This window comes from Streptomyces sp. NRRL S-1813, from assembly GCF_000719605.1.
Lineage (GTDB): Bacteria > Actinomycetota > Actinomycetes > Streptomycetales > Streptomycetaceae > Streptomyces > Streptomyces decoyicus.
The window spans coordinates 80,055-102,748 of the sequence record NZ_JOHB01000006.1 but is presented as its reverse complement, the minus strand read 5'-3'; the positions used below and the strand labels follow the sequence as shown (position 1 = coordinate 102,748).

The following is a 22,694-nucleotide window of genomic DNA, read 5'->3' as shown; positions in this document are numbered from 1 at the left end:
TCACGGGAGGCGGGTACTCCGCGCGCGTACCGCCGCCGACGGCATACGCTGCTGCCCCTCTCACCGGACGGACTCCAGGAGGCCCGGCATGACGGACGGAACCACTCGAGGCACGGTGACCGGCCGGCCGCGCAACAGCCGGCCTCCGGAGGCACGGGCCGCCTTCGGCGTGGGCGTCATCGTCCTCGCCCCTCAGGGACAGGTCCTGATCGGACGGCACCGCGCCGGGACCTGGGAACTCCCGGGAGGCAAGATCGACCCGGGCGAGAGTGTGCCGACCGCCGCCGCACGGGAACTGCACGAGGAAACCGGCCTGCACGCCGAGCCGCACGCCGTCCGGGTCTTCGCGATGCTGCACGACGACGTCCAGGGCGTCCACCGCATCACGATGGCCGCCCTCGTCACCGCCTACACCGGCACGCCCTACCCGGCCGAGCCCGATAACGTCGGCGACTGGCAGTGGCACGACCCCGCCGGCCTGCCGGGCCCCCTGTTCACGCCCTCCGCCCAGATCCTCGCGGCCTGGCGCCCCGACCTGGACATCGAGGTACCGCCGCCGCACTTCTTCGGCATTGCGGCGCCTCTGTCGCACCACGACCGCCGGGAATCACCGGACGCCGACGGGAGCCGCCGCGTCTGACAGTTCCCGCCCTCATGTGCAACCACCGCGCAACGTTGCAGGGAGTTAACTGGGGCACTGCCTCTGTGGCGGCGCGGTGACCACGATCCGGCCCCGTCCGGGCCGGTTCGCCGCCGTCCCGGGGCGGCGTCCGTTGTGGCCGGTCAAGAGAGGAACGGCACGTGTACCGACAAGAGACCGACAACCCGCTGGTCAGCTGCTGCGCGAAGAAGCCGGGGGACATCTGATGGGCGGCGGCGAGGGGCAGGAGGCTGCCGGGGCCGCCGCCCCGGAGGACGCTTCGCGTATCGCACTCAGCGCGGCGGCGACGGAACTGCTGCGCCTGCTGCACGATCAGCACGGCCCGCTGATGTTCCACCAGTCCGGCGGCTGCTGTGACGGCAGCGCGCCCATGTGCTACCAGGCCGGGGAATTCCGCACAGGTTCGTCGGATGTGCTGCTGGCCCGGCTGACCGTGGAGGGCGTACCGGAACCGGTGGGGTTCTGGATGTCGGCCGACCAGTTCGAGCGCTGGCGGCACACCCATCTGACGGTGGACGTCGTACCGGGGCGGGGCAGCGGCTTCTCCCTGGAAGCGCCGGAGGGCGTCCGCTTCCTGATCCGCTCGCGGTTGCTCACCGAGGAGGAGCGCGCAGGGCTCGACGGCTGAGACCGAGCGGGCGGGCCGGAGCTCACAGATACCGGCCCGGAGACATAGTGAGGCCCCACGCACGGGGGAGAGCGTGGGGCCTCACCAGTGATAACGGGTGGAGGGGGCCGCAGGTTCCCTCATGGTGAATATTTCGCAAGAAAATCTTGTGCGAGGTGTGCGCGCCCGGACGGTGCGGCGCCGCTCAGGCCTCGTCCTGCACCAACCGCTCCAGCATCGCCTGGAAGTCCGCATCCGCCACCACCCGCAGCCCGCCGCCGTCCAGCTCGCTCAGCGGGGTCATCACGCCCCGGCGCCACCAGAAGACCCTCGGGCTGATGGCGCCCGCCGCGTCCTCGTGGCCGGCCGCCGCGAACTGCGCCATGGCCTGCAACGCCGGGACGACCTGGGCATCGTGGATGCGGTGGAACGCCAGCTGGTGGCGGAAGGGCAGGGCGACCAGCGCACCGTCCGGAGTGAGCTCGGTGCCCATGAGCCGCTGCACCAGTTCGTCCAGTACCAGCACCCGGCTCGCGGTGAAGAAGGAATCGCCGAGCAGCACCTCGAACGCCGAACCGTCGCCGCGCCGGACGGTCTCGTGCCCCTCGACCGGCAGGGCGCGCAGATTGTTCATCGCCCGGATACGCAGCTCGGCCACGTCCCCGAGGTCGTTGAGCGAGTCCTCGCTCAACATCTGCACCGCCTCGGGCATATCGAGGGCGAGCACCTCCCGCAGCCCCGGTGCCGGCGCACGGCCATAACGGAAGGAGTCCGAGGCGGGCAGCGTCTCCTGGGCGACCACACGGGGGTAGAGGCAGGCCCGGATCTCGTCCGCGCTGAGGATCTCCAGCGGCTGCGGGCCGTCCATCGTACGGAGCACCTTGCCGACGTGATCCCGGATCAGCGCGGGCCAGCTGCGCTCACCGCGCCGGTCGCGGTGGCACACCGCGGCGAGGTTGCCGAGGCCGAACTGCCGGCCCGCGGAGTCGGTGACCACCCCCGCGTACGCGGTGACTTCGAGTCCCTGTTCCGCGAAGGCCTGCCGGACCTGTGATCTGAAGACGCCGCCTTCGCGCTCGGAGAAGAAGCCGAACTCCCCGTCACGTGCCAGCTCGCGGGAATCCCGCTTCGGTCCTCGGCGGAACAGGCCCATCTCTTCCTCCCGGCAGCGGCCACGCACAACGGCCTTGAATGGGCCGATCGTAACGGGTGCCTCACCGCCCTCGTCGCCCTGCCGCTCGGCTGCTCACGGCTGTGACCGGCGAAGGGAGACGGGGGCGGTGGTGCCGGGAGGGGCGAGGGAGCGGGCACCGAGGGGAGACGCTCAGCCGCCGATGTTGACGTCGATGCAGGCGTAGAAGGCATTCGCGGTATCGGCGATGTTCCAGACCGCGAGGATCTTCTGCTTGCCCTTGAGGGAGCCGAAATTGACGGTGTGCGAGACGGTCTCGGGCGGCTGGGCACCGCCGTCGTTGAATTCGGCGACCTTCTGCCCGCCGACGAAGTACTGCCAGGTGCTGGTGGAGTGACGGGCCGTCAGTCTCCAGTTGAAGGACTGGGAGCTGCCGATCGGAGTGACCTTCCAGCCCTTGGCGTCATTGTCGAGTTCGGCGAACCGGCTGTTGCCGCCACTACAGCTGGTCAGCCCCTTGGGCCCCTCGACGCTCTGCGGCTCCCATTTGACGGGGCCGCACTCGATGGTGCCCGCGGCACACTGCGCCTGCCGGCTCGGCGGCGAGGACACATAGCCGTGCGCGCTTGCCGGGCTGACCGGCATGGTGACGACGAGCAGCGGGGCGATGCCCGCCCCGATGGCGAGGGCCAGCCTTCTTTTCCTGTGCATGACAACCCTTTCGCGAAGGAGACCGCCACGCGAGAACGGCGGACCCGACGCCGCCGACGGCGCCGAACGCCCGCCCCGGGAGGCCTCGTCGAGTGTGGGGTGGATGACGCGAGGGTGTGCTGATTGGTCTAGACTTTACTCGCTGACCGCGTACGGTCAAGAGTTGCGGAGCCGCTCCGATACTCCCCCACGGGGAAGCGGTCAGCGGACCAAGAGGCAGCGGTCAGTGGGCCGAGGGGGCGCCGACCGGTGCGCTGGAGGCCCGTACGACCAGCTGCGGTGCGAGCCGGACCGTGTGCCGTGGTCCCGGCTCCCCTCCGGCCGGGCGCCGGCTCAGCAGACGGGCGGCCTCGGCGGCCAGTTCGCCGACCGGCTGGCGGACGGTGGTCAGCGCCGGATCGGCGAGCCCCGCCAGCGGGATGTCGTCAAACCCGGTGACGGCGACCTCGCCCGGTACGTCCGCGCCCAACTGCCGCAGACGTTGCAGCGCACCGGCGGCGATGAGGTCGTTGGCGCAGATCAGGGCATCCGGCCGGGACGGCCAGACACGGTCGACGGCGGCCCGGCCCCACTGCACCGAGAAGTCGCCGAGTTCGATGCGGCCGGGGGCCGTGGGGTCCAGCGCCCCGGCGCCCGCCTCGTAGGCCGCGCGCCGCTCGACCGCCGCCGACGCGGTACCGGCGGCGCCGACGAAGCACGGGCGGCGGCGGCCGGTGGCCGCCAGATGATCGAGAACGAGAGCCATGCCCGCCGCGTTGTCGACGGCGACGGAGTCGGCGACGCCGGGGCCGCATCCGCGGTCCAGCAGCACCAGCGGCACCCGGGCGGCCGCGCTCGCCACCGCCTCCCGGCTGCGCCGCTCGTCGACCGGTATCAGAAGCAGGGCGTCGACCTGCCGCCCCAGGAACGCGCCGATCCGGGCCGCCTCGGTCACCGGGTCGTCGTCGCAGTCGGCGAGGAGCACGGCCCGCCCCTCGGCGTGCAGGGCGTGCTCCAGCTCCCGGACGAGGGAGGGGAAGAACGGGTTGGTGATCTGCGGCAGAACGAGTCCGACGGTGCCGGTGGAACGGCTGCGCAGGGCGCGGGCCACATGGTTGGGCCGGTAGCCCAGCCGCTCGGCCGCCTCGCGTACGGTGCGGGCGGTCTCGGCGCCGACCGGACGGGTGCCGGCCAGGACGCGGGAGACCGTGGCAATGGAGCAGCCCGACGCCAGCGCGACATCCTTCAACGTGACTTCGGCCACCGTCTCCCGGCTCCCTTCGCTCGGCCCACCCGAACCGGAGGGAGCATACGCCCCTTTGAACGCCTGGCAATCGTTGTCCCACAGGACGTGGATTCACCGGCCGCGCCACCCACCCTTCATCCCGATAAGGGGCGGAAGGCCAGAGATTGAACCGTTGACAACCGGCCGGTCCATGCGTCAAGTTTCCGGAGAACGTTTTCCCATGCTGCTCGCCCGTCGGCTGACCCCACGCCCGGGCTCACCATGGGTGACCGCCGGGCGCGCTGTGCGCCGGAGCCCATGTCGGCCCGCACACATCACCGCTTTTCCGAGCAGCAGAGCAAAGGGGCTCCTCCGTTGGCCAGAAAGATCATCCTCGACTGCGACCCGGGGCATGACGATGCGATCGCCATGCTCCTGGCCCATGGCAATCCCGACGTCGAGCTGGTCGCCGTGACGACCGTGGTCGGGAACCAGACGCTGGAGAAGGTGACCCGCAACGCCCTGTCCGTGGCGCGCATCGCCGGGATCACGGGCGTGCCCTTTGCCGCCGGCTGCCCGCGTCCGCTGGTGCGGTCGATCGAGACGGCGCCGGACATCCACGGCGAGACCGGCCTCGACGGCCCGGACCTGCCCGAGCCGGCCATCGAGCTGGACCGCCGGCATGCGGTGGACCTGATCATCGACACGGTGATGTCCCACGAGCCCGGCGAGATCACCATCGTCCCGACCGCGGGCCTGACCAACATCGCGCTGGCCGTCCGCAAGGAGCCGCGGATCGCGGAGCGGGTCCGCGAGGTCGTTCTGATGGGCGGCGGCTACCACGAGGGCAACTGGAGCGCGGTCGCCGAGTTCAACATCATCATCGACCCCGAGGCCGCGCACATCGTCTTCAACGAGAAGTGGCCGGTCACGATGGTCGGCCTGGACCTCACGCACCAGGCACTGGCCACCCCCGCGGTCGAGGAGAAGATCGCCGCGGTCGGTACCAGGCCCGCCACCTTCGTCCTGGAGCTGCTGGACTTCTTCCGCGAGGCCTACCGCGAGAACCAGGGCTTCGACCACCCGCCGGTCCACGACCCGTGCGCGGTCGCGTATGTGATCGACCCGGACGTCATGACCGTGCGCAAGGCCCCGGTGGACATCGAGCTGCGCGGTGCGCTGACGCTCGGGATGACCGTGACGGACTTCCGTGCGCCCGCCCCGGACGACTGCACCACCCAGGTCGCGGTCAAGCTCGACCACGAGCGGTTCTGGAACCTCGTCGTGGACGCGCTCGAGCGGATCGGCGACGTCGAGGCATGAACGTTTCCACCACCCAGCGCCCCGTCGAGGTGACGGACGGCGGCGGCTCCGGCGTCCGGATAGGCGTCCTGGTCGCGGCGCTGCTCGCGGCGTGCTTCGCCTTCCAGCTCAACGCCAGCATGCTCAGCCCCGCGCTGAAGAACATCGAGGACTCGCTCGGCGCCAGCTCCGCGGAGATCGGCCTCACCCAGACCGCGTTCTTCACCTCGGCGGCGCTGTTCTCCCTGTTCCTCCCGCGGCTGGGCGATGTCATCGGCCGCCGCCGGGTACTGGCCGGCATGCTCGGCCTGATGGTCGTCGGATGTGTGGTCGCCGCGCTGGCGACCAGCGTGCCGATGCTGTTCGCCGGCCGGGTCATCCAGGGGGTCTGCGGTCCGGTCGTCCCGCTGTGTCTGATCATGCTGCGGGTCGAGGTGAAGGAGCCGAAGCGCTACGGCACCCTGCTCGGCGTGATCACCGCGGTCAACGGCGGTATCGCCGGGGTCGACTCCCTGGCGGGCGGCTACCTCGCCGACCACCACGGGTTCGGGTCGGTCTTCTGGGCGATGGCGGTCGTCGCGGCCCTGGCCACCGTGCTGGTCGCCACCCTGACCCCGGAGTCGAAGGCGCCCGCGGCGACCCGTATGGACTGGCCCGGGGTCACGCTGCTCGTCGTCTCCGTCGGCTCGCTGCTGACCGCGCTCAACGAGGCGGGCAAGCTGGCCGCCGCCGACTGGCCGCTGATCGCCGTCCTCCTCGTGGTGTCCGCGGCCGCCTTCGCCCTGTTCTGGCGGACCGAGAACCGCAGCGGGCACCCGCTGGTCGCCACCCGGCACCTCAAGCAGCGCGCGACGTGGGCGACGTTGCTGACCACCGTGCTCACCATGACCGGTGTGTTCGCCGTCATGAACGGGCTGATCCCGGCCTTCGCCCAGGACGCCCAGGCCGGTCTCGGGATGAGCGCCGAGGCCTCCGCATGGTGGACGCTGTCGCCGTACGCGCTCGCCGGGCTGGCCATGGGCCCGCTGGCCGGCCGCCTCGCCGCCACCTTCGGCTACGGCCGGATCCTGCGGTTCGGCCTGGTCGGCTCGGTGGCGACGGTCGTCCTGATGCTGCTCACGATGCACAGCCATTCGCAGGTCCTGCTGCTGGTGACGTCCATCCTGGTGGGCGTCGCCTACGCGGGCGTGGCCAACATCGTCCTCAACGGGCTGGGCATCGTCCTCTCCCCCAGCGAGAACCCGGGCTTCCTGCCCGGTCTCAACGCGGGCGCGTTCAACCTCGGCGCGGGCCTGAGCTTTGCGCTCCTCTACGCGGTCAAGACGGCCGTCACGCCGACGGACCCGTCGTCAGCCGGCGGCTACACCGCAGGAATGATCGCGGGCGTGGTCATTCTGACCGCGGCCATCGCGACGTCCTTCCTGATCCCGAAGCCGGTGGCGGCCGAAGCCGAGAGCTGAGGCAGCCGCCCGGTACCACACCGCCGCCCGCCGACCGGATTCCGGTCGGCGGGCGGCGGTGTGTCGGCGGAAGTGTGCGCGGGAGTGCCCGTGCGGCAGGCCACGCTCTCCGCGTGCGTTTCAGTGGCGTCCGTGTGCGGTGTCCGCGGCCCCGCCGAAGAGCCGGGCCACGGCCCTGAACGGCAGGGTGACGACGGTGGCGATGGCGCCACCGATCGACCTGAGAACATCTGCGATCGCCGTCAGCATTCTGAGCCTCCATCATGGCGTCCGGCAACGCGGGAGATGCGTCGCCGTCGGCCGGTTCGATCGGTCGGGGGCTGCCCGCCGAAGGAGAGTAGGTCACCAGGTCACTCCGGTGCCGTCTTTTCGGTTCCGCGCAGGATGGCGCCGAGCCCGCCGGACGGCGCCCGCTCGGGGTCACGGACCACCACGACGTCGGCGCCGGTCGCGGCCGCCGACCGCACCAGGGCGTCATCCGCCCGCGCGGCGACCGGATGCTCCTCACCCAGATACGTCAACTCCGTACCGCGCACGGCAAGTTGGTCCGCATCCGAGCCCACCCAGATATGCCGTGCGATGTCCGCGCCGTGCGGACTGACCAGCAGCGTGTCGATCCGGTGTTCCCGGGCCGCTTCGACCAGGGCGGGGATGCCTGCGGCGGCGTGCGGGGCGCTCTTGTTCCCGGGCCCGGCGCCCGTGCGGAAGCGGTCCGCCACCTGCGCGACATGTTCGCGTTCCTGGACCGCCCTGACCTGGGCGATGTCCCGGTCCACCAGTGCGCTCTCGGCACCGGGCGCACGCCCGCCGTGCTCGCTCTCGTAGGTGAGGGCGCGCAGCGGTTCGGGCAGCTTGTCGTGTACCGAGTGGCGTTCCCGCGCCTCCCCGATCAGGAGGACGGCCTCGGCGCCGCTCCTCTCGAATGCCTCGCGCACCGCGTCGGCGATCTCTGCGGCGTTGTGTTCCCAGGTGTTCTCCACCTTGGTCCGGAAGTTCCGTTCGGACGGGTCGCCCGACGAGGTGCGGTGGAGGTGCCGGGCGGCACCGCTGACCTGGCCGGCGTCCTCGGTGCCCCGTTGACCGAGGACCGCGAAGTCCGCTCCGGCCCGGTCCAGACGGACCACGAGGCAGACGGGGTCGTCGCCGATCGCCGCCAGCAAGGGGGTGACCCGGGGCACCGGGCCCCAGGCCGCGAAGGGGAAGGCCGGGGGCCCGGGAAGGGGGGTGTCGAGCACGACCGCACCGTGGGCGGCGAACAGCGCCCGCCCGGCGTGCGCCCCGCTCTCGCCACCGCGCCACGTGAGCAGTGCCTCGTGCACCGCACCACAGGTGGCCTCGTCGGCGCCGAGCGCGAACAACTGCGCCGTGGTGGCACTTGCCGTCAACTCTTGTTGTTTTGCGGCGTCCTCGGTGCTCTGCGGGATATTGGCATAGACGGATGCCCAGGGGCCTGGCCGGTCGATAACCGGTTTCAGGAGCGAGAGTCGCATGGTGCTGCCTCCTTGGCTTCCTCGGATTCCGCGGATTCTCCCGTTGTGCGAGGGGCTGTCATCGGTGTGTGGTGGGCTGACATACGAATTCCCGTTCCCGAAAGGCGTATGCATGGCGGGCATATGCATCTGCCGTCACGTTCCGCGCATGCCCGGACGGTTTCCGTATGCACGCTTGAAACAGCCGCCGCCGGGTTGTTAGGGCTGAGGGACCAGGGAAACTGGGAGTAACGCGTCGGGTCGGCAGGGACCCGTAGAGCCGGAGGCACCCATGGTCATGGAACACGGCACGGACAAGACCGGCCCCGCCCGGGACGACGTCATGAAGAAGCAACTGCGGGCGCAGATGACGGCGGAGCGCTCCCTGCGGACCGATGAGGAGCATGAACTCCAGCCGGCGGGCGAGGACCAGCCGGTGGCGGCATGGTCCCCCGAGAGCGACTTCAGGGGCGGCACGCCGTACGGCATGACCGAGCAGGACGTCGGGCTGCGCTCCGAACTCGCCCAGCACCTCGGGCGAAGCCTGTATCCGGCCGACAAAAACTCGGTCATCGAGACCCTTCGGCAGAACAACGCACCGGACCGGCTGGTCGCCATGGCCGAGCGGCTGCCCGCACACGAGCGGTTCGGCAATGTGCAGAGCATCGCCGAGGCCGTCGGCATCGCGACCGAACACCGGCGCGCCTGAGCCCGGCTCCGCCTCCTGGCGCTGCCGCGAGGCACCAGGAGGCGGACAATTGGTCGTACAGGCACCAGCCGCACCCCGCGGCCGGGCCACCGGACGGGAAGAGGGAGGGCGGTCATGTCCGACGACGCGATGGGCGACGAGGTCTACCAGCCGCCCAGATCCGATCCCCAGGACAACCCCAACGACCTCGACATGGAGGACGCCCTGGACGAGCCGGATCTCGATCAGACGCTGGACACGGGCTACTCGCCTCCGGAACGGCCCTTCGTGGTGAATCACGACGGGACCACCGCGCAGGAACTGCACGACCGCGAGACGCTCGACCATCGGCTGGCCGTGGAGGTACCGGACGTCTGCGCACCCGACGGCGACGGTATCGGCGACCTGCCGGGCGGGGTCGGTGAACCCACGGACCTGGAATGCGGTGACGAGCGGGCGGGGCGTCTCGTGGGGTCCGACGAGGGTTTCTGGCGCGGGGGCAGCAATGACATTTCCGCCCGGGATGTCGGCATAGACGGCGGCGCCGCGTCGGCGGAGGAGGCGGCGGTGCATATCGCCCGGGACAATGCGGGGGACGGGGAGCCGGAGAGCGGTTAGTCCCCTCCGGCGGGCCGGGGCGGCGGTACCGTCAGAAGATGTCTTCGTCGGCCGACCGCACGATACGGGCCTGGATATTGCGTTCCATCATGTGCAGCGCGGCCGCGGCGAGATCGCTGTGGATATGCGCACAGGCATCCTCGACGACGGTCACCCGAATATGCCGGATATGGGCATCGAGTGCCGAATAGAGCACACATTGTTCGGTCACCTGGCCACAGAGCACGATGGTGTCGATACCGTGCTGGCGCAGCAGATATTCGAGCGGCGTCTGATAGAAAATCGAGTGCCGCACTTTCACGACGAACAGGGACTTCTCGTCCGGCCGGATCGGCTCCACCAGGTCGGCGTGCGGGCTGCTCAGCACGTTTTCGAGGAGTTCGTCGTGGTGTGACCGCCACAAGCCGAAGTTGTCATTGACATAAATGACCTCGACACCGTGCTGTCGCGCCCTGTCGAGCAGCGTGACGAGGTGTGGCAGGGCCTGGCGCGCCGACCGCAGAAGAAGCTCCGCGTCTTCGTGCTCGTAGGAATTGAGCATATCGATCACGATGAGCGCCTTTGCCGGCATGGCAGCCTTCCTCTCGTCGGCCCTGGGCGGGCTTCTCCCGGACCGCGCCCGCGGGCCGCGTCAGCGACCGCCGCGTGGCAGGCAGGGATGCCGGAGGGCCGCTGACCATGCCCCTCAGGCCGCTCCATGCCCCGCGGCCTCCTCGGCGGCGGTCTGCTTCAGGGTCCGCCCGCTGAGCACGGACCGGGCCCGCCGCGGGTCGGGGGCACCGCGCCGGCCGGCCCGGTCGTCGTTCTCCTTCACCAGCAGCCAGGCCTCCCGTTCTCCGGGGCGCTCGCCGGTACGGAAGCGGGTGAGGGCGTAGCCGCCGTGGAGTTTGCCGCCGTCGAGCCAGAAGGAGGCGTGTCCGTCCTCCAGGGCCTGGCCGAACGACCGGGTGCGGCCCTTCTTCTTCCCGGGCAGCGGGCGATAGGTACCCCGGTCCCAGACGATCACGGTGCCCCCGCCGTACTCCCCCGCCGGAATGACCCCCTCGAAGGCGAGGTACTCCAGCGGATGGTCCTCGGTGGGCATCGCCAGCCGCTTGTCGTGCGGGTCGGCGGACGGGCCCTTGGGGACGGACCAGGACTTCAGCACGCCGTCGGCCTCCAGCCGGAAGTCGAAGTGCAGGGTGCTCGCGTCGTGGATCTGCACGACGAAGGACGGCGCCTCGCCCGTGGACGTCCGGGTGCCCGGTGGCTCGCGGGTCCGGTCGAAGTGCCGTTTCCCGCGGTACGGCGTCAGCCCGTCCTTGCCACCCACGTGCCCCGCCTGCCCTTCGTGCCGATGGCCGCATCTCTCACTGTCGCGCGCGGCGGCCGGCGGCGCATGTGCGGACGCGCCGCCGGTGCCCGTGCCCCTTCCGGGTGCCCGGTTGGGTCAGTGACAGGCCTGCCAGGAAGCGGACGGAGCCCACGGGAGAGAGCTTGGAGGCATACCTGTCGAGCCGAGGCGTGGGAGGAACCATGGGCGTAGGCAGGCTGCTCCGCGACTGGCCCGCCTACCGGCAGCTCAGGGGCGAGGACCCGCTGGGCCGGGGACGCGCCGCAATGTCCCGGCGCACCGAGGAGCTGCGGCCGCGCACCGACACCGCCGAGCGCGTGGTGGCCTCGGTCTGCCCGTACTGCGCGGTCGGCTGCGCCCAGCAGGTGTACGTCAAGGACGAACGGGTGGTGCAGATCGAGGGGGATCCCGGCTCCCCGATCAGCAGGGGGCGGCTGTGCCCCAAGGGGGCGGCGACGCTTCAGCTGACGACGGGCCCGTCACGGCGCCATCAGGTGCTCTACCGGCGCCCTTACGGGACCGAGTGGGAGCCACTGGATCTCGACACGGCCATGGACATGATCGTCGAGCGGGTGATCAAGCTACGTCGTGACACCTGGCAGTGGGAGGAGGACGGCAGGCGGGTCGCCCGGACGCTCGGCATCGCCAGTCTGGGCGGCGCGACCCTCGACAACGAGGAGAACTACCTGATCAAGAAGTTGCTGACCGGCCTCGGCGTGATCCAGGTGGAGAACCAGGCCCGGGTCTGCCACAGCTCCACGGTCGCCGGCCTCGGCACCTCGTTCGGGCGCGGCGGGGCGACCACCTTCATGCAGGACCTCCAGCACGCGGACTGCATCGTCATCGAGGGCTCCAATTTCGCCGAGGCGCACCCGGTCGGCTTCCAGTGGGTCATGGAGGCCAAGGCCAGGGGTGCCCGGATCATTCATGTCGATCCGCGCTTCACCCGCACCAGCGCCCTGTGCGATCTGCATGTGCCGATCCGGGCGGGCAGCGACATCGCCTTCCTCGGCGGGATCATCCATCACGTCCTGAACGAGGAGAAGGCCTTCCGGGAGTACGTCCTCGCCTACACGAATGCCGCCACCTTGGTCCGCGAGGACTTCCGCGACACCGAGGATCTCGACGGCGTCTTCTCCGGCATGGACGAGGAGCGGCGGCGTTACGACCCCGAGAGCTGGCAGTACGAAGGCACCGACGTCCAGGCACCGGCGGGCGACGTCGAGCAGCTGCACGACCAGCGCCTCCGGGGCAGCACGGTCGAGCCGCAGGCGATCCCGGGTCATGCCGAGACGCATGGCGCGGGCGGCCCCCAGGCCCACTCCCGCGCACCGCAGGACCCGACGCTGCAACACCCCCGCTGCGTGTACCAGATCCTCAAGCGGCACTATGCCCGCTACACCCCCGAGATGGTCGAGCGGACCTGCGGGGTGCCACGCGAGACGTTCTTGCAGGTGTGCGAGGCGCTGACGGAGAACTCCGGGCGCGAGCGCACCAGCGCGTTCGTCTACGCGGTGGGCTGGACCCAGCATGCGACCGGCTCCCAGTTCATCCGGGCGGCCAGTGTGCTCCAGCTTCTGCTGGGGAACATCGGGCGCCCCGGCGGCGGCATCCAGGCGCTGCGCGGCCATGCGTCCATCCAGGGCTCCAGCGACATCCCCACGCTCTTCAACCTGCTGCCCGGCTATCTGCCGATGCCGCATGCGCACGCCCACGAGGACTTGCACACCTTTGTCGCGGCGAGCCGTACCGACAAGGGTTTCTGGGGCGAGATGCGGGCGTACTTCGTCAGTCTGCTCAAGGCCTACTACGGCGACGCGGCCACTGCCGACAACGACTTCTGCTTCGACCATCTGCCGCGGCTGACCGGCTCGCACAGCACCTATGACACCGTGCTCGCCCAGCTGGACGGCGTCTGCAAGGGCTACTTCCTGTTCGGTGAGAATCCGGCCGTCGGCTCCGCCAACACCCGGTTGCAGCGGCTGGGAATGGCCAACCTGGACTGGCTGGTCGTCCGTGACTTCTCCCTCATCGAGTCGGCGACCTGGTGGCAGGACGGGCCCGAGACCGAGACCGGCGAACTGCGCACCGAGGACATCGGGACGGAGGTGTTCTTCCTCCCGGCGGCCGCCCATACCGAGAAGTCCGGGTCCTTCACCAACACCAACCGCTGGCTCCAGTGGCACCATGCCGCCGTCGAGCCGCAGGGTGACGCGCGCAGCGATCTGTGGTTCATGTACCACCTGGGCCGGCGCATCAAGGAGAAGCTGGCGGCGTCCACCGATCCGATGGACCGGATGATCCAGGATCTGACCTGGGACTACCCGGTGGAGGGGCCGCTCAGGGAGCCGGTGGCGGCGGCCGTGCTGGCCGAGATCAACGGGCACGGTCCCGACGGGGCGCCGCTGAGCGCGTACACGGAGCTCAAGGACGACGGTTCGACCCGGTGCGGCTGCTGGATCTACTGCGGGGTCTTCGCGGACGGTGTCAACCAGGCCGCCCGCCGCACCCCGCACACCGAGCAGGACTGGGTCGCCGCACGATGGGCCTGGGCCTGGCCCGCGAACCGGCGGATCCTCTACAACCGGGCCTCGGCCGCCCCCGACGGCACTCCCTGGAGCGCGCGCAAGGCCTATGTCTGGTGGGACGCCGACGACGGGCACTGGACCGGCCATGACGTCCCGGACTTCGTTCCCGACCGGGCCCCGGACCACGTACCGCCGACGGACGCCACGGGACCTGACGCCCTGCGCGGCGACGACCCCTTCATCATGCAGGCGGACGGCAAGGGCTGGCTCTACGTACCGGCCGGGCTGCACGACGGGCCGCTGCCCACGCACTACGAGCCGCAGGACTCCCCGTTCCCCAACGCCCTCTACCCCGACCGCCCACGCTCCCCCACCAAGCAGCTCTACTTCCGCGAAGGCAACCGCTACCACCCCAGCGGCGACGAACCGGGCGCCGAGGTCTATCCGTTCGTGCTGACCACCCACCGTCTCACCGAGCACTTCACGGCGGGCGGGATGAGCCGCTGGTCGCCGTATCTGGCCGAGCTACAGCCCGAGTTGTTCTGCGAGGTGTCACCGCAGCTCGCCGCGGAGCGCGGTCTGGAGCACAACGGATGGGCCACGCTCATCACCGCCCGCAATGCCATCGAGGCCCGGGTGGCGGTCACCGACCGCATCAGGACGCTGACGGTGCACGGCCGTACGGTCCACCAGATCGGGCTGCCGTTCCACTGGGGGCCCAACGGGATCGTCACCGGCGACGCGGCCAACGAGCTGGTCGCCATCGCACTGGACCCCAACTCCCATATCCAGGAGGACAAGGCCCTCACCGCCGACATCCGGCCGGGACGGCGGCCGCGCGGCCCCGCGCTTCCCCGACTGGTGGCCGACTACCGGCGGCGCGCGGGTATCACCGAGCACACCGGAGAGGACCACCGGTCATGACCGACAGCCTGCTCAGCGGCCCGGAGCCCGACCCGGCCGGCGACGCCGGGCATGCCGATGCCCCGCCGCGCGTGGGGTTCTTCACCGACACCTCCGTCTGTATCGGCTGCAAGGCCTGCGAGGTGGCGTGCAAGGAGTGGAACGCGATCCCGGAGGACGGCCTGTCCCTCACCGGCATGTCGTACGACAACACCGGGGGCCTCGGCGCCTCGACCTGGCGTCATGTGGCCTTCATCGAGCAGTCGGCGCCACCGGCCGCGCCGGCGGTGCCCGCCCCCGAGGGCCGTACGCAACTCCCTCTCACCGCGGATGCCGTACCGGCGGGCGGCGAGTTCCGCTGGCTGATGTCCTCCGACGTCTGCAAGCACTGCACCCATGCTGCCTGCCTCGATGTCTGCCCGACCGGCTCGCTCTTCCGTACCGAGTTCGGGACAGTCGTGGTCCAGGAGGACATCTGCAACGGCTGCGGCTACTGCGTCCCGGCCTGCCCCTACGGCGTCATCGACCAACGCCCGTCCGACGGCCGGGCCTTCAAGTGCACCCTGTGCTACGACCGGCTGGGCGTGGGGCTGGAGCCTGCCTGCGCCAAGGCGTGCCCGACCGAGTCGATCCAGTTCGGCCCGCTGGACGAACTGCGCGCCCGCGCGGCACTGCGGGTCGACCAGCTGCATGCGGCGGGCGTGACCGACGCCCGGCTCTACGGCCACGATCCCGAGGACGGGGTCGGCGGTGACGGGGCGTTCTTCCTGCTGCTCGACGAACCCGAGGTGTACGGGCTGCCACCCGATCCGGTGGTCACCACCCGGGACCTGCCCGCGATGTGGAAGCACGCCGGCGCGGCGGCACTGTCGTTGGCGGGCGGTATTGCCCTCTCCTTCGCGCTGCCGACGCTCCTGCAAAGGAAGGTATGACGATGACCGACCAGGCACCCCGCAGGGGCGGCACCCGCTCGCGCCGCAGCCCCAAGGGCGAGCAACTCATGGTCCCTCGGGCGGAGTTCCGCTCCTACTACGGCCGTCCGGTCATCAAAGCCCCCTCCTGGGCGGCCCGCGACATCGCCGGATACTTCTTCCTCGGCGGCCTGGCGGGAGCCGGCTCGGTGCTCGCGGCGGGCGCCCAGCTGACCGGCCGCACGGCGCTGGCCGCCGCGATGAAGGTGTCCTCCCTGGCAGCCGTGTCCCTCTCCGCCGCCGCGCTCATCAACGACCTGGGCCGCCCGGCCCGCTTCGCCCACATGCTGCGCGTGCTGAAGCCGACCTCGCCGATGAGCGTGGGCTCCTGGCTGCTCGGCGGCTACGGTCCGGCGGCCGGCGCGGCGGCCCTGTGCGCAGTCACCGGCCGGCTGCCGCGGGCCGGCGCCGCCGCCACCGCGGCCGCCGCGGTCCTGGGACCGGCCGTGGCCACCTATACCGCCGTGCTCGCCGCGGACACCGCCGTACCGGCCTGGCACGGCGCGCACCGCGAGCTGCCGTACCTCTTCGCCGCCTCCGCGACCGCCGCCGCGTCCGGTATGGCGCTGGTTCTCGCCCCCGCCCAGGAGAACGCCCCCGCCCGCTGCGCCGCCGCCCTGGCCGCGGTGGCGGACTCGGTGGCGGTCCGGGCGGCCGAGCGGCGGCTGGGGATGGTGGCGGAAACCTACCGGGAGGGGCGGGCGGGCAGGCTGCTGCGGGGTGCGCAGGTGCTCACCGGCGGCGGCGCGGCGATGGCGGCGCTCGGGGGCCGTCGCCACCGCGCAGCGGCCGTCGCAGGCGGCCTGGCACTGCTCGCCGGCTCGGCCTGCACCCGCTTCGGCGTCTTCGCGGCCGGCCTCGCCTCCGCCGAGGACCCGGCCTACACGGTCCTGCCTCAACGAGCCGCCCAAGGGCTGCTGCCGTCACACTGAGAACAGCGAAGCGCCCTCACCACCATGTGTACCCGGCCGCTCACCGGTAAGCCGACAGAGCACGACCTCTTCGACCGGTGCATCTGCGCGGGCCGACCGTTCACCGCGGACCGTGACCGTGTGGCCGGCGCTTGAGCACCCCCTCGACCGCGGGAGTCCACGTGCAGCGACGTCGTCCTCGGATCGTGATCGTCGGAGCCGGTTTCGCCGGTTACGAATGTGCCCGCACGCTCTCCCGGCTGGCCAAGGGAGCCGCCGAGATCGTGCTCCTCAACCCCCATGACTACTTTCTGTATGTGCCGCTGCTGCCGGAAGTGGCGGCCGGGATTCTCGAACCCCGGCGGGTGGCGGTATCGCTCACCGGCACCTTGCCGGGTGTCCGGCTCGTCCTCGGGCACGCCCACGACGTGGACTTCGATGCCCGTCGGGTGAGCTACACCGACCCCGAGGACCAGGAGGGATCCCTGTCCTACGACCGTCTGGTCCTGACCGTCGGCAGCGTCAACAAACTGCTGCCCGTCCCCGGGGTCGCCGAGCATGCCCACGGCTTCCGCGGCATGCCCGAAGCGCTGTACCTCCGCGACCACATCACCCGCCAGATCGAACTGGCGGGTGCGGCCGAGGACCCGGCCGAACGGTCCGCCAGAACCACCTTCGTAGTGGTGGGCGCCGGCTACACCGGCACCGAAGTCGCCGCCCACGGCGTGCTGTTCACCGACGACCTGGCCCGGCAGAACACGGGACTGCGGGACGGTCCACGCCCCCGCTGGCTGCTGCTGGACGTCGCCGACCGGCTGCTGCCCGGACTCGACGAACGGCTGTCGCGCACTGCCGACCGGGTCCTGCGCTCCCGCGGCGTCGATGTCCGCACCCGCACGTCCGTCAAGGAGGCGACCCCGGACGGCGTACTGCTCGACGACGGCGAGTTCCTCCACAGCCGCTCGCTGATCTGGTGTGTCGGCGTACGGCCCGACCCGCTGGTCGACTCGCTGGGGCTGCCCACCGACAGGGGGCGGTTGTGCGTCGACAAGTTCCTGGGGGTGCCCGGCCGGCCGGAGGTGTTCGCCTGCGGTGATGCCGCGGCCGTTCCGGACCTGACCCGGCCCGGTGAGGTGACGCCGATGACCGCCCAGCACGCCCAGCGGCAGGGCAAGGTGGCGGCGCGCAATGTGGCGGCGTCCTGCGGCCAGGGCGCACCGCGCGCGTACGAGCACCGCGATCTGGGGTTCATGGTCGACCTCGGCGGTGTCCAGGCCGCGGCGAACCCCCTGCACGTCCCGCTCTCCGGCCCGCTCGCCGGCGCCCTCACCCGCGCCTACCACCTCATGGCGATGCCGGACAACCGCATCCGGGTGGCCGCCGACTGGCTCCTGGAGGCCGTGCTGCCGCGCCACGGCGTACAGCTGGGTCTGCTCAGCTCCTGGTCGGTACCGCTGGACACGGAAACCCCCGAAGTGGCCCGCCTGCCGCACGACCCGTCGGAAACGGCTTAGGAACTGTCGTTCGGATCAGGCCGGGCTCGCGGGGTCCGGCCTGATCCACACGACAGGCCCTGGCCGCCACGGTCTGCGCGTCATTCCCGCCACGCCGGGTACCCGGGCCGAATGGAGAATCTGGTGATGGATGCAACGACCGTGCCCGAACAACTCGCCGCTCCTCACGTGACCAGCGGCGCCCTGCTCATCCTCGTCGGCGTGCTCCTCGTCGCCGTCATCATTGCGGCCTTCGCCTGGGGACGCCGCCTCAAGGCCCGCGCACCGGCCCCGCCCACGCCCGAGGAGCAGCCACGACTGCCGGAGGGCGGGCCCGTGGGCGATGTCGTCGAGAGCCGCGAGCCCGATGAGCTCCCCCGAACGGACCAACGGCGCACACCGCACGAGCTGAAGGGCGACGGGAGCGGCTCCCGGCGCGGTTTCTAGCCGTCGGATGCACTGACCCCGCGGGGACTCGTCGCTCTCCGGTAACGGCCTTCGCCGCCGTGGAGGAATCTCCGGATGCCGGATGCCGGATGCGTCCGCTTCTGCTTGGCTTGCCGACGTATGCGCGCGGCGCGTACGGACGGTGTCGCACGTCGTCGGCACCCGCACGAGGTGGAGGTGGGAGATGGACCTGCACTGCGGCCCGAGGGCGGCCCGGCGCCGCGGCACGCGATGAGCGGGCAGTTGGCGGCCGGCGTCAGGAGGGACGGCCCCCAGCCGCTGCCGGTGCCCCGTATCGTCGCCCCCGCGATCCAGGGACCCGAGGATGTGGTGGCCGACGCCGACGGCAGCTTCCTCGCCGGCGCGGCGGACGGCGCGATCTGGCGGCTGCGGCTCTCGGCGTCGGGCGCGGAGGAGGGAGCGGAGGTCGTGGCACACACCGGTGGCCGGCCGCTCGGTCTTCAGCCCCTCGCGGGCGGCGAGTTTCTCGTCTGTGACGCCGTACGGGGACTGCTGCGCATCAGCCCGCGGCACGGCACCGTACGCGTCCTCGCCGACGAGGCGGCCGGAGCGCCCCTGCGGTTCGCCAGCAACGTCACCGCGGCTGCGGACGGCACGCTCTACTTCACCGTCTCCAGCCGCCGCTACGGCCTCGACGAGTGGCTGGGCGACTTCCTGGAGCACACCGGAACCGGGCAGCTGCTGCGCCTGCGCCCCGACGCGACGACCCCCGAAGTCCTGTTGGACGGGCTCCAGTTCGCCAACGGGGTGGCCCTGGACCCGGACGAGTCCTTCCTCGTCGTGGCCGAGACCGGGGCACGCCGCCTTCGCCGCTACCGGCTGACCGGCCCGCGGGCCGGCACCGCCGACATCTGGGCCGGTGACCTGCCCGGCTACCCCGACAACATCTCCCGTGGCCCCGACGGCGCGTTCTGGGTCGCCCTGGCGGCACCGCGGGCGGCCGGCCTGGAGCTGCTGCACGGCATGCCGCGCGCCTTCCGGCGACTGTCATGGCAGGTGTGCAAGCGGTTGCGTCTGCGCCCGCCCGTGCAGCAGACAGTGCGCGTGCTGGCGCTGCGGCCCGACGGCGGCACGGCGCGCGACCTGCGCGCCGTCAACTCCCCGTACCGGATGGTCACCAGTGTCTGCCGAACGGAAAACCTCCTGCTCATGAGCAGCGTCGAGGAACGCGGCATCGCCGTCTGCACCCTTCCCGGGCCGGACGGCGTGGGCAGCGCGGGCCCGGCTCCCGGACGGTGACCGGCGCACCAGGGCCGGCGCAGCGACGGACCGACCGGCCTCAGGGGCCGGCCGCAAGGCCGCCTACTGCACTCGTTCCGGCTCTTCCTCCTCCTCGGGGAGCCATACATCGCTGACCGCGATATTGACCTCCACGACTTCGAGACCCGTCATCCGCTCGACCGAGGAAATCACGTTCTCGCGCACGGCTTTCCCCACCTCGGGGATGACCTCGCCGTAATCGACGACGACGTCCAGATCGACCGCCGCCTGTTTCTCGCCGACTTCGACCTTGACGCCGTGCGTGCTGGTCGTGCCGCCCCCGGGTACGCGTTTGCGCAGGGCTCCCACCGATCTCGAAATCCCGCTGCCCAGGGCATGGACCCCTACCACCTCACCGGCTGCCAGAAAGGCGATCTTCGCGACCACACCGTCGGCAATGGTCGTGCGCCCCAGGTCCCCGGCCTTCCGCGACCCGCGCTCGGCGATCTCGGTCATCGCGCATCACCCCTTTGCTCCATTGCGGGGAAGTTCTCCGCCCGTCTCTTCACGCTATGGCCGGACGGGTGACGCTGCCTCCCGAAACGGGGCGGGGCGGTCCGGGGCCGGGGCGGGGACCGGGATGTGGGCCGGGGCCGGGGCATGACGCCCTCTCCATTTGCCGTTTCAGCAAATATGTTTGCGCGACCTGAGAGGGTGTCCTCGACCCGCGTACGCAGCGCACCCTCTCGGCTCGTGACGCCGGTCAGCGGGCCAGCAGCAGGACGTCGAGGAACGTGAGGACCGTCAGCAGGGCCAACGCGGTGACCAGGACGCGCCGTTTGAGGACGTCATAGCGTTGCTGGTACTCCCGGCGGAGCTGGAGTGCGCGGGTGGCGATACGGGTGACGGCCTTCTGTGAGAGGTCGAGCTGGCGACGGGCCAAGAGGGCCACCAGCTCGTCCCGTTGGGCGGATGTCGGCCAGTCGAGGGCGTCGACGAAGGCTTCGGCGTCGGTGCGGGCGCGGTCGATCTCCGCCTGCCACAGGAGGTAGCCCTCCATGCGGGCGATCCCCGCCTCGACGGAGCGGCTGTCCGGCGTTCGGCTGTGGGTCATGGCGCGGCCGGCTCAGCGCGGCTCGTCCCCCGAGGGGCGGTCGCCGTGATGTGGCTCTTCGGGTTCGACCACATCGCGCCGCGCGCCCTTCCTGGCCAGTTCCAGGGCGGCGACGTCGGGATGATGCAGGTCGAAGGCCGGCGACTCGGAGCGGACCCGGGGCAGCGTGGTGAAGTTGTGACGCGGCGGCGGGCACGAGGTGGCCCACTCGAGGGAGCGTGCGTAGCCCCAAGGGTCGTCGGCGGTCACCTTCGGTGCGTACTTCGCCGTCTTCCAGACGTTATAGAGGAACGGCAGCACCGACAGCCCCAGCAGGAACGAGCCGATGCTGGAGATCGTATTCAGCGTGGTGAAGCCATCGGACGCCAGATAGTCCGCATAGCGGCGCGGCATGCCTTCGACGCCGAGCCAGTGCTGGATGAGAAAGGTGAGGTGGAAACCGATGAACAGGGTCCAGAAGTGGATTTTGCCGAGCCGTTCATCGAGCATTTTGCCGCTGAACTTGGGCCACCAGAAGTAGAAGCCGGCGAACATCGCGAAGACCACGGTGCCGAACACGGTGTAGTGGAAGTGGGCGACGACGAAGTACGAATCGGACACATGGAAGTCCATCGGCGGCGAGGCCAGCAGAACGCCGGTGAGTCCGCCGAAGAGAAAGGTCACCAGGAACCCGATCGACCAGAGCATGGGTGTCTCGAAGGACAGCGAACCATGCCACATCGTGCCGACCCAGTTGAAGAACTTCACTCCCGTCGGTACCGCGATGAGGAAGGACATGAAGGAGAAGAACGGCAGAAGTACCGCGCCCGTCACGAACATGTGGTGCGCCCAGACCGTGACCGAGAGCCCCGCGATGGAGATCGTCGCCGCGATGAGTCCGATATAGCCGAAGATGGGCTTGCGGCTGAACACGGGGAAGATCTCGGTGACGATGCCGAAGAACGGCAGCGCGATGATGTACACCTCGGGGTGGCCGAAGAACCAGAAGAGGTGCTGCCAGAGCAGCGAGCCCCCGTTCGCGGGGTCGAAGACATGCGCGCCGAATTTCCGGTCCGCCTCCAGCACCAGCAGCGCGGCGGCCAGCACGGGAAAGGCGAACAGCACGAGCACGGCCGTCAGCAGAATGTTCCAGGTGAAAATCGGCATCCGGAACATCGTCATGCCGGGCGCGCGCATACAGATGATCGTGGTGATGAAGTTGACCGACCCCAGGATCGTCCCGAAGCCGGAAAAGGCCAGGCCCATCACCCACAGGTCGCCACCGATTCCGGGGGTACGGAGAGGACCCGACAGCGGGGTGTACGCGGTCCAGCCGAAGTCGGCGGCCCCGTCCGGTGTGATGAAGGCGCCGAGGGCGATCAGGGAACCGAACAGGTAGAGCCAGTAGGCGAACATATTGAGCCGAGGGAAGGCCACATCAGGCGCGCCGATCTGCAAGGGCATGATCCAGTTCGCGAACCCGGCGAACAGCGGCGTCGCGAACATCAGCAGCATGATGGTGCCGTGCATCGTGAAAGCCTGGTTGAACTGCTCGTTCGAGAGAATCTGGAGACCCGGCCGGGCGAGCTCCGCCCGAATGGCCAGCGCCAGAAGACCGCCGACCATGAAGAATCCGAACGCCGTACTCAGATAGAGCGTGCCGATGGTCTTGTGGTCGGTGGTCGTCAGCCAATCCACCACCACCCGTCCGGCATTCTTCCGCCGCCTGGCTGGTTGCAACGATTCCGTCTGCTGTACGGCAGTCACGGTCCGGGCTCCTCATCGCACGTGGTCGCCCCCCTCGCCGGGCTGACGGTACAGACAGCTCGGAAGACGCCAAAGAGGCTCGCCGCCGCGCGCCATCAGTCACATCAAGGGCGGGCACGGGAGTTCTCCGTCGTGCGTCGCGCGTCGCGCACCGTGCGGACGGCGACCCTGTGCA

The 22,694-nt window shown here is 70.5% G+C and carries 22 protein-coding genes; 12 read left to right on the top strand and 10 right to left on the bottom strand.

Annotated elements, in window-relative coordinates; genetic code table 11:
- Window positions 1–88 precede the first annotated feature (88 nt).
- Window positions 89–640, top strand: a complete 552-nt coding sequence (locus IF67_RS0111845; RefSeq protein WP_051817923.1) for a nucleotide triphosphate diphosphatase NUDT15 — start codon at window positions 89–91, stop codon at window positions 638–640.
- 226 nt (window positions 641–866) lie between these two features.
- Window positions 867–1,289, top strand: a complete 423-nt coding sequence (locus IF67_RS0111840) for a DUF779 domain-containing protein (protein WP_030984833.1) — start codon at window positions 867–869, stop codon at window positions 1,287–1,289.
- A 184-nt stretch (window positions 1,290–1,473) separates the two neighbouring features.
- Here IF67_RS0111840 and IF67_RS0111835 read toward each other — a convergent pair whose 3' ends face one another.
- The 3 genes from IF67_RS0111835 to IF67_RS0111825 all read right to left on the bottom strand — a co-directional run bounded on the left by IF67_RS0111835 (window position 1,474) and on the right by IF67_RS0111825 (window position 4,354).
- Window positions 1,474–2,421, bottom strand: coding sequence for a hypothetical protein (locus tag IF67_RS0111835; protein WP_030984832.1), 948 nt, complete (start codon window positions 2,419–2,421; stop codon window positions 1,474–1,476).
- Between the two features lie 171 nt (window positions 2,422–2,592).
- Window positions 2,593–3,111 carry a lytic polysaccharide monooxygenase auxiliary activity family 9 protein gene (locus IF67_RS0111830; protein ID WP_030984831.1) on the bottom strand — a complete coding sequence of 173 codons (519 nt, stop codon included), beginning with the start codon at window positions 3,109–3,111 and terminating at the stop codon, window positions 2,593–2,595.
- Between the two features lie 223 nt (window positions 3,112–3,334).
- Window positions 3,335–4,354, bottom strand: a complete 1,020-nt coding sequence (locus tag IF67_RS0111825; protein ID WP_030984829.1) for a LacI family DNA-binding transcriptional regulator — start codon at window positions 4,352–4,354, stop codon at window positions 3,335–3,337.
- A gap of 336 nt (window positions 4,355–4,690) precedes the next feature.
- Here IF67_RS0111825 and IF67_RS0111820 point away from each other — a divergent pair, with 336 nt between their 5' ends.
- Complete coding sequence (locus IF67_RS0111820; protein WP_030984827.1) at window positions 4,691–5,638, top strand: nucleoside hydrolase; 948 nt, start codon at window positions 4,691–4,693, stop codon at window positions 5,636–5,638.
- Window positions 5,635–7,077 (top strand): MFS transporter, encoded by a 1,443-nt coding sequence (locus IF67_RS0111815; protein WP_030984825.1) that lies wholly within the window; start codon window positions 5,635–5,637, stop codon window positions 7,075–7,077. Before IF67_RS0111820 ends, IF67_RS0111815 begins: the two co-directional genes overlap by 4 nt.
- Window positions 7,078–7,197: 120 nt before the next feature.
- On the opposite strand, the gene IF67_RS45710 is transcribed toward IF67_RS0111815, so the two are convergent.
- Both IF67_RS45710 and IF67_RS0111805 read right to left on the bottom strand, forming a co-directional pair.
- The gene (locus IF67_RS45710) at window positions 7,198–7,326 is read right to left on the bottom strand and encodes an LPFR motif small protein (protein ID WP_267959187.1); all 129 of its coding nucleotides are present in this window, start codon (window positions 7,324–7,326) and stop codon (window positions 7,198–7,200) included.
- Window positions 7,327–7,427: 101 nt separating this feature from the next.
- Window positions 7,428–8,567, bottom strand: a complete 1,140-nt coding sequence (locus IF67_RS0111805; RefSeq protein ID WP_030984823.1) for a Vms1/Ankzf1 family peptidyl-tRNA hydrolase — start codon at window positions 8,565–8,567, stop codon at window positions 7,428–7,430.
- Window positions 8,568–8,838: 271 nt separating this feature from the next.
- Here IF67_RS0111805 and IF67_RS0111800 point away from each other — a divergent pair, with 271 nt between their 5' ends.
- Window positions 8,839–9,255, top strand: a complete 417-nt coding sequence (locus IF67_RS0111800; RefSeq protein WP_030984820.1) for a DUF2795 domain-containing protein — start codon at window positions 8,839–8,841, stop codon at window positions 9,253–9,255.
- A 114-nt stretch (window positions 9,256–9,369) separates the two neighbouring features.
- Entirely contained in the window at window positions 9,370–9,852 is a 483-nt protein-coding gene (locus IF67_RS0111795; RefSeq protein WP_030984817.1) for a DUF5709 domain-containing protein, read from the top strand.
- A 31-nt stretch (window positions 9,853–9,883) separates the two neighbouring features.
- Here IF67_RS0111795 and IF67_RS0111790 read toward each other — a convergent pair whose 3' ends face one another.
- Window positions 9,884–10,423, bottom strand: a complete 540-nt coding sequence (locus tag IF67_RS0111790) for a cysteine hydrolase family protein (RefSeq protein ID WP_030984815.1) — start codon at window positions 10,421–10,423, stop codon at window positions 9,884–9,886.
- A 114-nt stretch (window positions 10,424–10,537) separates the two neighbouring features.
- Complete coding sequence (locus IF67_RS0111785) at window positions 10,538–11,164, bottom strand: DNA polymerase ligase N-terminal domain-containing protein (protein WP_030984813.1); 627 nt, start codon at window positions 11,162–11,164, stop codon at window positions 10,538–10,540.
- Between the two features lie 203 nt (window positions 11,165–11,367).
- Between IF67_RS0111785 and fdh the strand changes: the two genes are divergently transcribed.
- The 6 genes from fdh to IF67_RS0111755 all read left to right on the top strand — a co-directional run bounded on the left by fdh (window position 11,368) and on the right by IF67_RS0111755 (window position 19,698).
- Entirely contained in the window at window positions 11,368–14,637 is a 3,270-nt protein-coding gene (fdh, locus tag IF67_RS0111780) for a formate dehydrogenase (protein ID WP_030984811.1), read from the top strand.
- Window positions 14,634–15,548 (top strand): 4Fe-4S dicluster domain-containing protein, encoded by a 915-nt coding sequence (locus tag IF67_RS0111775; protein WP_030984809.1) that lies wholly within the window; start codon window positions 14,634–14,636, stop codon window positions 15,546–15,548. The genes fdh and IF67_RS0111775 overlap by 4 nt, the downstream gene beginning before the upstream one ends.
- Window positions 15,549–15,550: 2 nt before the next feature.
- Window positions 15,551–16,519 carry an NrfD/PsrC family molybdoenzyme membrane anchor subunit gene (gene nrfD, locus IF67_RS0111770; protein WP_199812717.1) on the top strand — a complete coding sequence of 323 codons (969 nt, stop codon included), beginning with the start codon at window positions 15,551–15,553 and terminating at the stop codon, window positions 16,517–16,519.
- A 185-nt stretch (window positions 16,520–16,704) separates the two neighbouring features.
- Window positions 16,705–18,012, top strand: a complete 1,308-nt coding sequence (locus tag IF67_RS0111765) for an NAD(P)/FAD-dependent oxidoreductase (RefSeq protein ID WP_030984806.1) — start codon at window positions 16,705–16,707, stop codon at window positions 18,010–18,012.
- Between the two features lie 126 nt (window positions 18,013–18,138).
- Complete coding sequence (locus IF67_RS0111760; RefSeq protein WP_030984805.1) at window positions 18,139–18,438, top strand: DUF6479 family protein; 300 nt, start codon at window positions 18,139–18,141, stop codon at window positions 18,436–18,438.
- A 177-nt stretch (window positions 18,439–18,615) separates the two neighbouring features.
- A complete protein-coding gene (locus tag IF67_RS0111755) occupies window positions 18,616–19,698 on the top strand; it encodes an SMP-30/gluconolactonase/LRE family protein (protein ID WP_234341057.1) in 1,083 nt (360 codons plus the stop codon).
- Window positions 19,699–19,761: 63 nt separating this feature from the next.
- Here IF67_RS0111755 and IF67_RS0111750 read toward each other — a convergent pair whose 3' ends face one another.
- From IF67_RS0111750 to ctaD, 3 genes are all read right to left on the bottom strand, one after another.
- Window positions 19,762–20,175 (bottom strand): Asp23/Gls24 family envelope stress response protein, encoded by a 414-nt coding sequence (locus IF67_RS0111750; protein ID WP_030984803.1) that lies wholly within the window; start codon window positions 20,173–20,175, stop codon window positions 19,762–19,764.
- A gap of 247 nt (window positions 20,176–20,422) precedes the next feature.
- Window positions 20,423–20,773, bottom strand: a complete 351-nt coding sequence (locus IF67_RS0111745; protein ID WP_030984802.1) for a hypothetical protein — start codon at window positions 20,771–20,773, stop codon at window positions 20,423–20,425.
- Between the two features lie 12 nt (window positions 20,774–20,785).
- Window positions 20,786–22,519, bottom strand: coding sequence for a cytochrome c oxidase subunit I (gene ctaD / locus IF67_RS0111740; protein WP_051817921.1), 1,734 nt, complete (start codon window positions 22,517–22,519; stop codon window positions 20,786–20,788).
- Window positions 22,520–22,694: the final 175 nt, after the last annotated feature.